At 61.2% G+C, this 13027-nt stretch carries 13 protein-coding genes; 1 reads left to right on the forward strand and 12 read right to left on the reverse strand.

Annotated features, from left to right (window positions below; all coding sequences use genetic code 11):
* Positions 1-69 precede the first annotated feature (69 nt).
* Both F3087_RS02810 and F3087_RS02815 read right to left on the reverse strand, forming a co-directional pair.
* Positions 70-342: a hypothetical protein gene (locus tag F3087_RS02810; protein WP_150400170.1), complete on the reverse strand. Its 273-nt coding sequence runs from the start codon at positions 340-342 to the stop codon at positions 70-72.
* 349 nt (positions 343-691) lie between these two features.
* Entirely contained in the window at positions 692-871 is a 180-nt protein-coding gene (locus tag F3087_RS02815) for a hypothetical protein (RefSeq protein ID WP_150400171.1), read from the reverse strand.
* Between the two features lie 67 nt (positions 872-938).
* On the opposite strand from F3087_RS02815, the gene F3087_RS02820 reads away from it, so the two are divergent.
* Positions 939-1121 carry a hypothetical protein gene (locus F3087_RS02820; RefSeq protein WP_150400172.1) on the forward strand — a complete coding sequence of 61 codons (183 nt, stop codon included), beginning with the start codon at positions 939-941 and terminating at the stop codon, positions 1119-1121.
* A gap of 651 nt (positions 1122-1772) precedes the next feature.
* Here F3087_RS02820 and F3087_RS02825 read toward each other — a convergent pair.
* The 10 genes from F3087_RS02825 to F3087_RS02870 form a co-directional block, all read right to left on the reverse strand.
* Complete coding sequence (locus tag F3087_RS02825; protein WP_150400173.1) at positions 1773-5021, reverse strand: hypothetical protein; 3249 nt, start codon at positions 5019-5021, stop codon at positions 1773-1775.
* Positions 5022-5267: 246 nt separating this feature from the next.
* Complete coding sequence (locus F3087_RS02830; RefSeq protein WP_150400174.1) at positions 5268-5819, reverse strand: SMI1/KNR4 family protein; 552 nt, start codon at positions 5817-5819, stop codon at positions 5268-5270.
* Positions 5816-8602, reverse strand: coding sequence for a hypothetical protein (locus F3087_RS02835; RefSeq protein ID WP_150400175.1), 2787 nt, complete (start codon positions 8600-8602; stop codon positions 5816-5818). Before F3087_RS02835 ends, F3087_RS02830 begins: the two co-directional genes overlap by 4 nt.
* A 298-nt stretch (positions 8603-8900) precedes the next feature.
* Positions 8901-9194 (reverse strand): hypothetical protein, encoded by a 294-nt coding sequence (locus F3087_RS02840; RefSeq protein WP_150400176.1) that lies wholly within the window; start codon positions 9192-9194, stop codon positions 8901-8903.
* Between the two features lie 62 nt (positions 9195-9256).
* Positions 9257-9541 carry a hypothetical protein gene (locus F3087_RS02845; protein WP_150400177.1) on the reverse strand — a complete coding sequence of 95 codons (285 nt, stop codon included), beginning with the start codon at positions 9539-9541 and terminating at the stop codon, positions 9257-9259.
* Between the two features lie 15 nt (positions 9542-9556).
* Positions 9557-9766 (reverse strand): hypothetical protein, encoded by a 210-nt coding sequence (locus F3087_RS02850; RefSeq protein ID WP_150400178.1) that lies wholly within the window; start codon positions 9764-9766, stop codon positions 9557-9559.
* Positions 9766-10539, reverse strand: a complete 774-nt coding sequence (locus F3087_RS02855; protein ID WP_191093743.1) for an N-acetylmuramoyl-L-alanine amidase — start codon at positions 10537-10539, stop codon at positions 9766-9768. Before F3087_RS02855 ends, F3087_RS02850 begins: the two co-directional genes overlap by 1 nt.
* A 50-nt stretch (positions 10540-10589) precedes the next feature.
* The gene (locus F3087_RS02860) at positions 10590-11048 is read right to left on the reverse strand and encodes a hypothetical protein (RefSeq protein WP_150400179.1); all 459 of its coding nucleotides are present in this window, start codon (positions 11046-11048) and stop codon (positions 10590-10592) included.
* Positions 11049-11077: 29 nt separating this feature from the next.
* Positions 11078-11518, reverse strand: a complete 441-nt coding sequence (locus F3087_RS02865; protein ID WP_150400180.1) for a hypothetical protein — start codon at positions 11516-11518, stop codon at positions 11078-11080.
* A gap of 166 nt (positions 11519-11684) precedes the next feature.
* On the reverse strand, positions 11685-12974 hold the full coding sequence (locus F3087_RS02870; protein ID WP_150400181.1) for a hypothetical protein: 1290 nt from the start codon (positions 12972-12974) through the stop codon (positions 11685-11687).
* Positions 12975-13027 lie beyond the last annotated feature (53 nt).

A 13027-nucleotide genomic window follows, 5' to 3' on the forward strand; every position in this document is an offset into this window, starting at 1 on the left:
TGTTCCAAGCGCGGCGAAACAGCCCAGGTCAACTTCACCGAGTTACAGCATTGCGCCGCCAGTGCCGGCTCAATTGCCATCGTCGGTGAAAAGCCGGAGATGTACCATTTCGCCTTCCGGACCATTGGTCCAGAAGTAGAGCGTCGTCGCTTGCTTCAACGGAATGTTCAACTTCTCACCCGCCTCGATCGGAAACCCACCGACGGTACCGATCGGCGAAAGCGAGACGTAGGCCGTACGACCGGAACTATCGGAGTTGTACAGCAGAATTCCCGGGCCATGCGCCTCAAAAGTATTCGGCGTGCCAGCCGTCGCCCAGACAGCATTGTATTGCAGGGCCATAGCCACTTCCTCAATTTATTCTGGATTCGCGCAGCAAAAGAATCATCACTAAGCTGTCGCATGAAATTGCCCAGCAATGCCGAGGCATCCGACGCGATATATAACGAGGCGCCGCAGCGGATCAGAAGGCGATCGGCTGCGTATTCGCTCGGAATTTTATATTCGCGATTAACGGTTCTATCGGTTCACGACCGGTACCGTTGTGAACGCCCGCGGAATGGGCTGAACTATCGACTGCGGTCGTCTACCCGAGTCGGAAGCCTGAAAATCGGATCCCCGACGAAGCAGTACCTTTGCACACCGACGCCGGATATCGTGTTATCGCAGTAATGAGATAATCGGAACGCTGTCACTCAGGCGGGATGCGCAGGCCGAGCATCTTTCGCGCGGCAAGGTGGGCGCGGTATTCAGATACACTAGGCTTGGTTCCGTCGAACCAGGCCGACACGCTGTTCCAGCCTTGGTAGACCTCGTCCGGTTCTTCCACCTCCCAAACCGGGGGGGTCCTCCAGTGCCAGGTCAGCTCCATCTATTACGTGATACGAATAGCCTTGATGCGCTGCCAGCACCAGCATTCCCGCTGGGTCACGAAGCTCATGACCCACATCAGACAAAAGCGCCACTACTTGACGCTTCGTCCCGGCACCGACGGAATCCACACCAAACGCTGTACCCGCGAACCAAATTCCTGGCCGACCACCGACGAGCCGAAGCACCTCCCGAACCGCTTCCGGCACATGGACGACACCCTGCGCAGCAGCGAAACGGTCGATATCTGAATCCGCCGCACCTGTTACAGAGCCGGGATCGAGCCCCTCTCGAACCACTTGCTCGAAAACCGACCTTATCGGACCACTTGTTTCGTCATGAAGTTGGTTCAACGCCATATATCCTTTCCCCCGGCAAGTTAAGCACCTCCATCCGCATGCGTGGAAATGCGGTTTCGAAGGCAAGCATAACCTTCTGACCCGAGGTGCACACCTGATAGTAGGGCGGAGCACCCGAAGTCCTAGCCGATGGTAGATGTACAACCAGCCGAAGGTCGCCAGAGAGATCCTCAGCCTTGAAGGGCAGCCATTCTGCCGTCCGACACCGAGTGACTCACTCCCAAATTACCTCGAAATCAGGAATTGAAGCCGTAGCCAATATATCGCTGACAGGAGTCGAGATGGGCATAACGTCGAATTCACTCGGCACGTTCATTCGAGATAGCGAGATACCGAACAGGCACGTGTCACACCACAGCAGACCGCTTCCGGCACTCATTCCGGGAGGGCCGATGAAGGCGACCCGGACGGGCACAGCCGCACAGTTCGGACAAGGCGTCTGCGGCAGACTCTCCGGATTATTGATAATTCCGGCAAAGGCCTCCAACCACATAGCCCGATCAGCACGATTCCGCCGGCCGCCAGCGGGAGTATTCTCGATCATCATTTTCCTGTCGCATCATGTATGTACTTGCCCACAGACTCCCACCATTCGTTCTCGGCGGCCCAAGCCCTGATCTCGAACTGAAGCACCTCCTCCGCGTTTCGGGGAGGCCTTTTCATACCCAGCTGCTTGAGCTCGTCAGCGTGGAACTTCTCATGATACAAGGTACGCGCCAATCTGGCCTCGCCGGTAAGATATATGGTTTCCGGAATCACATCCATGTGACCGTTGGCAATAACCTTGATGAACTCTGCACCCTTCCTGAATGCTTCGGGATATAGCGTCACGTCATGCGGTGAGGTGGTCTCACCATAACCCAGTCCGCGTATGCTCCCGCGATAGTGCACGAATCGAATATCGCTGATATCAATGCCATACTTCTGCGCAATCGCGATAGTCGTTTCCTCACTGAACATCAGATCCCCCTTCAGCGGAGGCAGTTTCGGAAACTTCTGCGGCTTCCCACCCTTCCGCATCAATCTCGTCGGTCCCGCGGCTACAGGTTCAGCCGCAACGTGACCTGCGCGCGTCAGTTCGGCACCGCGGCCGACGGTGGAGGTCGGTCCTGCCGGCGGACGAGAGCGACTGGTGCTCACGCCGAGTTCGGTCTCGACCTCGAGTTCAGCGATCCGCGGGGCCGGCACCCCGGCTCGTGGCACAGTCGAACTTGCGCGCGGCGGCAGGTCCGACCAGGGCTCAGCGCCCTGCCTCGGGACAGACGCTCCATGATTGGGGAATGTCGTGTGTGGGTTGGCCGCCGGGGCTTCGATCCGGGCCGGTCCGACTCGAGCCGAGGCCGGTGCGGGTGCCTGGCTGACCTTCGGCACTGACGGCGAGGCGGCTGAACCACCCCAGGAAGCAGGCGGCTGTTCGGTGGGCAAGGCTGCTCTCGGCGACGCAGGTGAGACTGCTGAGCCACGCCATGAGACCGGCGGTTGCTCGGTGGGCAGACCGGCCCGCGGGACCGGATTCGCGGCTGCCGAACCTCCCCAGGAGAATGGGGCGGTGGAATCTGGGATTCCGGCGCGGCCGGTGTTCGCCGCGATACTCGGTGCAGCCTTCTGTGCGGCGGCAGCGGCTGCGGCTTCACGAGCCAGGGCTGCGGCTTCGCGCGCTTTGAAGGCAGCAATAACTTTGGCACCGGCACGGAAGGCGATGCGACCCGCGCCATCGAGAACCGCCAAGGTCGCCAATTCGAATGCCAAAGCCTCGAGCTGCTCTGCGACACTAGGACCATGTCCGGGGTCGGTTGCCCAATGAATACCACTGGCATCTTCGATCAGCACACCACCACCGGCCACCTTGTAGACTTTGTCGGCGCCCACACCCGGCGGCTTGGGGACGATTTCCGTTATTTCGGCATTTACTTCGGTGTCAGGGCGGTGCACGAATCGACGGTTTCCGGTGTATTCGAACAGCTTCGGCTCTACTTCGAATTCATATTTTCCAGTCGCGTTGATGCTGTATTTGACAATCTTGGGCTGTCGAGCCTCGCTACTGTTCGGAATTACCGGCTTACCATCAGGCCCATAACGAATAATCGACCCTTCGACCTGAACCAAGTGATTTCCGCGGCCATCGATCATGGATCCGTCCGGATGGAGATCGAACTGCAGGAACCTATTTGGATCCGACATTCTTCCCGGTTTTTCACCGATCGACACAACATGATCGATTCCGTCCTTACCAGCTATGCTGACCTGGACAATCTTGCCGTCCTTGTATACGGCCTTGATCAAGGCATTGTCATCACCGGGTAGGTTGCCGAGCATGTCGGAAAGTTGTTGCGCCGCCAAGTAGCTCGGGCTCGAGGTATCCGGGTTGTTTTTATCCCTGCTACTCGCGTACGCTGCCATTAATTCTCGAGCAAGTTGATCGCTTGCTTTCTTTCGAACATCACTTGCCAGACCGACGACTATTTCCACATCGTCCTTGACAGTTCTGCCGTAGATTAACGATCCAGTCGGACCATATAGCTCGCTACTGACCAGGTGTCCATACTTGTCGAAGATTTCTTCCCGGAAGTTGTCCCCCTCCTTCCGCTGAACATGCAATTCAAGAGCTTTGTGATCGAAGCCTTCCCTGGAGGTTGGCGTCACATCCCACCGGATGCCGGCGTCATCGGTGTCATATCCATAACCATTGGGGTCGATATCACTGATGAGTGTGGTGGTGATTGCACCATTCGCGCCCGGCGTAGCGACCGTGCTGCTCGTCGAGCCATTCGGGTTGAGGTGATCGGTCCGGATCGTGCCGTCGTCACGCACCTTGGAATCGGCCTGCGAGACTGTTCCGTCGGGATTGACCGATTCGGTATGCGTGTTCTTTCCATCGGCACTGATATCGGTCGAGATCGGAGCCGGGCCGGATGAGTCCTGGCCGGCCGGGACCGTGTAGATCTTCGCCTGGTTAGGTGGTGCTCCGTTGGTTCCATCGGGGTACCGCACCGACAACGAACCGTCGGCATTGGCCGTCCAGGTCGTCACTCCGCCGTTTCCGTCGGAGACCGAACGCACCTGGGTCGTCGTGCCGTCAGCATTGCGGATCGTGGTGTCGATCGTTTGCCCGCCGGTACCGGGAACGATCACACTCGTCGCGACAGCTCCGTTGTCCGACCTGGTCTCCCACGGCACGCCCTCAGCTGGCAGCGTGGGAGCCGGCACCGTCGAGTCGGCAGGGTTGGGCTGCGCCGGTGCCGGGGCGTCGACCGGTTTAGCGGCGCCCGGGGTGGTGGTTGCGGGAACCTGTTGTGGCTGCTGGTTCTGGACCGGCTGTGGATTCTGATTCGGTTGGGCAGGCTGGGCATTCGCACCCGGCGACGGCCGATTACCACCGGGCACCGGCGAAAACTGCTGCTGCTCTTCCCATCTCGCCCGATTGGCCGCCGCCTGCTCTTCCGGCGTCATCGACCGATCACCAGGACCGGTCTGGAAACTTACCGGCTTGATCACTGACTGCGACACCGCGGGCACGTCTCCGGCCGGAGCCGAATCCGCCGCTACCGACTGCGAATTCGCGATCGGCCGCGCAGCCTCGACCAGATCCTTGCCCGCAAAGATCCGGGCGAGCTTCTGCCCAGAAGAGGTCGCGGTCATTCCATGGAAGTCATGGACACGGCCGTCGCCGGACCCTGCTCGGGTCGAATCATCCGACGCCCCACCGGCCGACAACGAGGCCAGGTGCGCGGTGCGCGCCGACGCCCACGGCGCCACCTCGGTTTGTGCCGGCCAAGCCGAATCACTCGCCATAACAGACCTCAATCGCAATCAGAATCCGAGAAATCGAGAAGGAGCCGCGGTTTCAACTCGAAGTAGCAGACGGCTATACGACAAAGCGGCCCGGAGGTTCCGGACCGCTTGTCATTTTCAGTTGGCAGCTAAATTTGATTTATGCCTGAATCCGACTCATACGATGCGGGTCGATATGACAGCTCCCTTGGAGAGATACTTGATCAGACCAGCCATTCGATAGAGGGCCTGTTGATCGGGCAACATTTACGGATCTTCGATATCCGCTGCCCAACTCGGAACAGGCCTACCGATTTCCCGCTTCAACTGCAGCATCTCGTACAACTCCGGAATGTTCGGTGCAGAGGCGGCAAACCATGCCGAAACACTGCTCCATGCCTGACGGGCCTCCTCGCCCTCGCTGACATCCCACACCGGCGGATCATCCTGATCGAGCACTGCCCCGTCGATCATCTGGTACGCGTATCCCTGATGAGCACTGAGCACCAGCATCCCAGGAACATCGCGGATGTCGTGCGGTACATTGTCGACGGTCGCGGTCGCGGCGCTCTTCGTGCCGGCGTCAATGGCATGCACACCGAAATGTGTACCAGCGAACCATAATCCCGGTTGGCCGCCGATGATCCGCAGGACCTCCCGTACCGCTGCCGGAACCCGGACCACGCCCTGCTCCGCAGCGAAACGATCGATCTCCTCATCTGAGGCGCCGACAACCGACCCACGACGCAACCCAGCACTGACGACCCCGTCAAAGATTGCTCGTACTTGTCCACTTGCCCCGCTCAGCTGGTTGGTCATAGTGGATACACCCTTTCGCCCTTGAGATTGACGGCCTCGATCCGCACATTACGGAATACCGCCTGATACACGTCCATAAGTTGCTCACAAGACCTACAGACTTGGTATGCCGGGGGCATGTTGATCTGTCGCGCTGCTGGCAGGTCGATGACCAAGCGAAGGTCTCCGGCGATGTCTGCGCTGGTAAACGGCTTATAAGATGAACCATACTTGGCGGCTGCCCGGCTATTCGCCTCATAGATCGCCATCTCGATTCGAGCCGCCGTACGTTCCCGCACACCCATCAGTCCAGGGCTGGACAGGTTCGGGTCATGGGTAGCAAATAGCTCGACCAGCTCAGCTGACTCGTGGATGATCGAATTCACCTCGGACAGCTGCAGACCGCTCCGTTGGGCCAGCTGAGCACGGATCAACTCCTCGAATAACTTCGGTTCCGAGTCGTGTCTGCGATCGCTGCCCTGGCTCGCGCGCCAAGTTCCGGTCTCAGGATCATACGAACTCGCTCGGGATGTTTCGTAGACGCGCTCGCCCGCTGGCGGACGCTGAGGGGCTTCCTTCGCAGGCGACCAGTCGTGCTGCCAACCACTGAAGTTGTATAGGTCGCGTGGTGCGTCAGGATACTCGTCACTTCGCCAACGACCTGTCGTAAGGGCTCGCTCTTCCGGACGCCGCTCCTTCTTCGGCAGCGGTGGCAGACCGCGTGCATCTTCAACCCCTTCGGCCCGCAGGAAGACACTGTCTTCAATCAGGTCGTTGAAATCTCGTGTGCGATGCGGGCCAGAGAATTCACCCGCCCGCAAGGGCTGGATTTCGATCACAGGGTGGCCGAAATAGCTTGCTCCGTCGGCAAATCCAACGAATCCAGGAGCTGCACCGAACTTTGGGAAATCGCCGAGGCGCGGCATTTCTACGAGCGGCCTGAAGCCACCGAACTCGGTGGCTTCATCGATTCCATAAAGCCAGGCACCGGCGCGCGGCCCTGGTTCTACATCCCACGACTCACCCCACCGGTAGTCGATCCATTGATCGATAACGATCGGTTCTTCCACCTTCGGCACACGAGCACCCCGCCCGAATCTAAAGCCCCCGGCATTCATCGCCACGTTGAAACCGAGCAGGCCAGCCGATTCCCATGGATTCTCTTTCATCTCTTTTGGCGTGACCCCGATCAGGTCACCCACGAGCGTGTTTTCGCGATCTGGCCTCTGGTAGGTAGAGCCGATCCCGTTAGTCCCGACTCGGATCGAACTTCCCGTCGCCATGAAGTCGGTTAAATTTCCGGCTAAGTACTCGACACTACCGACAACGGGGCGGACAAATGCTCCGCCGATCTCCGCCAGGCGCGCCTCCCGATCAGGCGGCTGGTAAGTCACCATTACGCCGCTTTGAGTAACCTGCATAGCCGACATGCCTGCCATACCGTCCGCGACCTTGCGGAACGGGTAGGCCAGAACATCGACTATTGCGCTACCGAAAGCGGTGCCACCTCGGATGGCGCCCCCGCCGATTTTCTCCCACCACATTCGGTCGTCCGGCGCTTTGTTGTGTCCGATTGTTTTACCGGCCGCGTCGAATACAGTCTCAGATTTATCCGCGTATCGCCTCGTTCGTGTGCCATCGGCGTTATAAGTGTCCGCATACCAATCGGTCCCCCTTCCGCGATATTCGTCGACAACGAGGCCGGCCTTATTTGTATGCAACCAGTGCACGCCATCCTCCGCCTGCACGGTACGGCTGAGATAGGTGTTACCTTGGCCATCGTCCGATACGGACCACCGGTTTCCAGCCTTGTCGAGATGCCACTTACTTCCATCACTATCAATTCCGCCGATAATCGTACTGTCAACCCCACCCTTTCCATTCGATACAGCTTGGGTTATCAGCACGTTTCCGTAATTGTCATGGTGATAGTTGTTGTAAAGGCCTTGCTCGTTCAATATCCCAACATCGGTGCCGATCCGATTACCGTCGGCATCGAAGGACGGAGTTTCGACACGTGTGCCGTCCGCGCTGATATCGGCTTGCATAGGTGCCGGCCCGGATGGATTCATCCCTGCCGGAACGGTATAGATCTTTGCCCGTCCACCTTCGGCACCTTCGGTGCCATCGGGATAGCGAACCGAATATGAGCCGTCGGCATTCGCCGTCCACGTCGTCACGCCCCCCTGTCCATTGGAGACAGACCGCATCTGCGTGGTCGTGCCGTCTGCATTGCGGATCGTGGTATCGATCGTCTGCCCACCAGTCCCGGGCACGATCACGCTAGTGGCGACAGCGCCGTTGTCCGCCTTGGTTTCCCACGGCACGCCCTCCGCCGACAAGGCAGGAGCCGGAGCCGGAGCCGGCTTGTCGGTGCCCGGCGCCGGGTTGCCGGGTGCGGGTTGCGGATTCTGAACCGGCTGTACTTGCGGCACATTCTGTTGCGGCACCGTATTGTTCGCCGGTGGGGCCGGCACACCCTGCGCCGGCTGGTTGCCTCCCTGCGCCGGCTGGTTGCCTCCCTGCGCCGGCTGGTTGCCTCCAGGCACCGGCGAGAATTGCGTCTGCTCGTCGCGCCGCGCCTGATTGGCTGCCGCCTGCTCCTCCGGCGTCATCGACCGATCCCCCGGACCGGTCTGAAAACTCACTGGCTTGACTACCGACGGCGACGCAAACGGCGCACCCGCCCCTGGAGCCGAATCCGCCACTGCCGAAGCCGAATTCACCACCGGACGAGCAGCCTCGACCATGTCCCGCCCTGCAAATATCCGCGCCAACTTCTGCCCGGACGAAACCGCGGTCATGCCGTGGAAGTTGTAAACACGCCCCCCACCGGCCCTCGCGGCACCGTCAGCCGTCCCGCCGTCGGTCGACAACGAGGACAAATGAGCAGTACGCGCCGACGCCCACGGCGCCACATCGCTTTGTCCTGGCCATGCCGAATCAATCGCCACAACAGACCTCGATCGCAGACAGAATTTGGACAACTGAGACGGCCACACCGGACCGCGGGACGACAAAGCGACCCGGATAACTCCGGGCCGCTTGTCGTTTCGGGATGTTCAGATGTGTTCGCCGACAGCTCGTTCGGCTTCGCACCGGCTATGTGACCGGCGCGTCTACCGCAATCCAGGCACCGTTGCGGAAGACGTGGTGCTCGTAGTACATGAGCTGCCTACCGTCGCGCATCTTCTGCACACCCAGCTCCCAGTAGCCGTTGAACTGTTCCCCACCCGCGCCGATCCGCAGCCGGTGGACCTCGACGCTGTCCATTTCATATCGAATGATCAGCCGGGCCGTGTTGGACCGTTCATCGCATTCGACCGCCTGGATTCGTTTGAACCCGGGAATGTGGATGGTGTCGCCGTTCAGCGTCGGCTGTACCTCGACGACCATAAAACTCTCATACATAACTACTTCACTCTCTGTGCTGCCCGCGGTGAACGGGTTGTCCTGCTTCAGATTTCCTCTTGCAGAGAGGACGGGATTTTGTAGCGGGCCTTCGGCGGCTCTTGACCGGGAACATGCAAGCGCAGAAACCCACGCAACTCGTCGATGTGCTGCTGCAGCGCACGAATCAGGCGGATCGCTTCGCGGAAGCGCTTCTTGTCGTCTGCCGCTTGGGTTTCCAGCATGTCGACGCGGGTGCGGAGTTTGCCTACCTCACGCGCCTGCCAGGCGGTGATCGCCCCGATGACGGTGGCGACCGCGATCCCGAAGGCCTGCACCAGTTCGGGATTCATCCAGTGCTGAGTCATTCATAGCCTGCCTTCCTGCCGGTCGACCGGGGTCACCGCCGGTCGAATGAGCAGGCCGGCGAGCACGGGGGTGAGCAGGCCGTACACGGCGAGAACCGCCTCGATCCACGCGGTATCGATCTGATGTCCCACGATGTAGGCGATGACTCCGGTGACGGCGACGAGCACCGAACGGATCAACGCGGGCTCGGGAATCCGCTGCGGTGACATCAGATTCGCCTCTCCGCAGCGGCAAGCAACCGGTCGAGCTTGAGTTCGAGCGCCTTGAGCCGCTGCTCGGTGCGGTAGTCGGCGGCGTCGGAGTTGAGCACGTAGCCCGCCACCGTGTCCCGATATTCCGAGTCCGCGACCCGGGACTGGAAGCCGTAGGTGAGCTCGAAGTGCACCCGGCGCAGCTTGTCGAGCAGCTCGCGCTGCTCGGAATCCGAAAGTGCCATCAGTGCACTGCCTTTCAATCGCTCCGCGATGTCAGCGCGGAATTGGTCCATGTCCATGCAGCCGGGATCCCACTTGCCCTGTTTGGGTCCGGCCCATTCCTTGTGGCCGATCACCCGATCGGCCCCGTGGCCGAGCTTGCGCAAGATCGCCGCACAGCAGCCGACGTAGGCGTCGTATTGTGCGTCCGACCACCCTTCGGTGCCGTTGTTGGCGGCTTCGATACCGATGGTGTGGAAGTTGGCGTTGTCCTCCGGCAGCCCCGGCCACGAACCGGCGCCGGCATGCCAGGCCACACCGACCGCGACCACGGTGACTGTGCCGTCCTGCGCGAGATGGATCTGCGACAGCGGACCGGCCAATGCCGTTATGCCGTAGGCGATTTCGGTTGGCGGCGCCTGCGAGCTGCCGGTGTGATGGGCCACGATGCCCCAGATCTCACCGAAATCCCCGTGGCCACGCTCACGCCATCCCGGGAATTCGACCACCCGCAGCCCCTCGTCGCGAAGCACGTCCGCGAGCCATACCGGATCACCGGTCCACGACATAGTTGTCCTACTTTCCGAATGAGATTCGGCCGCGACGGCGTCCGTGTGCGTCAGGTGATCCGCACGTAGCCGCCGGCCGAGATGGTTCCTTCCGAACCGCCCGGCGACACGGAGGCGAGCGCCTCTACGGTGACAACGTCACCAGCAGCGATATCGAAGGTCGCGCTGACCGACAATGTTCCGGACGGGCCCTCGACGGGCGTGTCGATGGTCGCGACGATCTTCGAGTTGACCCGCAACCGGGCCTGCAACTGGGTGGCGCCACCGAAGCCAGTGTTCGCGTCGGTGAACGGAATGGCCGCGAGCACCTTGGCAGATGTCTTGTCGGCCAACGCCTTCAGGCCGTTCTTGGTGGTGCCGACGACTACGGAACCCGGATATCCGGCGGTATCGGCGACCCAGCCGGTGATTTGCCCCCAGTCACCCGTCGGCATCGACTGGGTACCGCTCTTTTTCATGCCGGATGGCAGAAATACCACCGCGACGCCGGCAACGATGACGAACGACATCAGATCCTCCGAAAGAGATGAGTGATTCGCTAGTTGAGGTCGAAGTAGAGGTAACTGTTCACACCGGCCGCGACCGTGGTGGCGAACGAGCCGAACGACGAACCGGTCATGCGCACCCACACCCGGTCGCCGCGGGCCAGGGTCACCGCCTTGGCCGGAATGTTTACCGACCCGGCCGTACTGGCAAAGGTCTGGATCGGGCTGTCGTTGAGCATCACGTCGAAACTGCGTTGCTCAGTGGCGGTCAGATTGCCGGATACCTCCAGCCGGCACCGCACCGTCGCCGTCGCCGCTCCGCTGGAGATCAGTTCGTGGTTCGCACTGATGACGGTGTCCGCGTATCCATTGCGGATGGTCCACCCGGTCAGTTTGACGTTCGAGGTGCCACCGGGGACGGATTGCACGCCGTTCTTGTTCATACCCATCGGCGCCGCGGCCGCGGCCGTCCCGGCCGCAACGATGAATGCCATTACTGCGCACCCGCCGAAGATGAAGTGTCCGCGCCACTTCCAGGCTCGGTCGGCGCCGGGTCGGGCATGGGCGGGTCCGGCGGCTTGGGCACCGTGCCGGATCCGGTGCCGACCGGCAACTCGTTGACTTCCTGCTTTGTGGCGGATAACGGCCAACCGAGATACATCAGACGGTCACCCCCTTGATGCTGGCCTGCAGCCCCTTGCCGGCACCGGCATCCAGCGTGGTGATCGAGACGGTCAACCGGTCACCCGGATTCAAGGTGTATGTCAGCGGAATAGTCGTGTCGCCAGCCTGATTCGCGGGCGTGATGGTTGCCGACGAGCCGGTGACGGTCGCGGCGCCGTTGACCTTCAGTTCGACGACCAGGTTGCCAGTGCCGGCGGTCTCGCCCCTATAGGTCACCGAACTGACGGTGACCTTGCGCTCGATCCGCAGCCCCTCGGGCATCACATTGCCGACACCGGCGGCCCGGGTTCCGCTGTGCGACTTGAACGCGATGTCGTAGATCTGCCCGGCCGGGGTGGGTGTGCGGGCATCTGACAGCCGGGCATCCGTGCTGACGATCGTGTCGATGGCGGTACGGACGTCCACCGCGCCGGTTGCGGTGAGCAATGTCCGGCCCAACGCGGTCGAATCGGTGATCTGGTTCGCCGGATGGGTATGCGCGATCGGCGCGCGAGGATTGGTCAGGCGCGGGTCGTCTCCGGCGACGGCCGTGGTCGCAGTACTGCCGATGACCGGCGGGAACGTCGCGGGTTTACCGGTGATGCCTGCCCAATCGGTGGTGCCTGCCTGACCACGGATGACCACGCCCTGGCCGTTCGGCAACCAGCCGCCGGTCGCCGCGTGATAGACGTACAACAACCCATCTGCCTTGACCACATACTGGGCGCCCTCGGCGGGCGCCGCGGGCAGCTGCGCGTAGGTGCCGACCTGCCCATCGATCTTGATGCCTTCCCCACGCGGTCCCATGACGACCGCGTTGCCCGCGGAGGCGGGGACCGGCGAAACCAGCGTCAGGTCGACCAGGCCGGTCGAGCCGACATCCGGATTCTGCGGATCCGCACCCGGAACATACTCGGGCACAGAGAAACTGAACGATTCCATCGGCACACGTTCACCGTCATAGGACAGGTCGAACGATACCCGCCAGGTCCACTGGGATGGATTCGTGGCGCCGCTCGGCGCGACGAGCCGCACACCGCGCCGGCCTCGCCAGGTGATGAAACCCCACTCGTCCAACTGGCATTCGTAATGACTCGGCAGCTGGACGTATGTCGCCGGCCCCAACTGCGCACCTGGGACAAGCACCTTCGGCGCGTCTGCGGCGAAAGTGATCGAGCCGGTCAGCGGCGGGAACTCAGGGGTGTCCCCGACGTCGCCGTCGTCGATGACGTTCGCGAGGAAGCGCCCGACGACTTTGCCGTACTTCAACGGGGGCAGATCGGCCATGGATCAATGCCTTTCGGACAGCAGGCAGCCGGAAACGGCATACCGTTTTGCGG

The sequence above is a fragment of the Nocardia colli genome (assembly GCF_008704205.1).
Classification (GTDB): domain Bacteria; phylum Actinomycetota; class Actinomycetes; order Mycobacteriales; family Mycobacteriaceae; genus Nocardia; species Nocardia colli.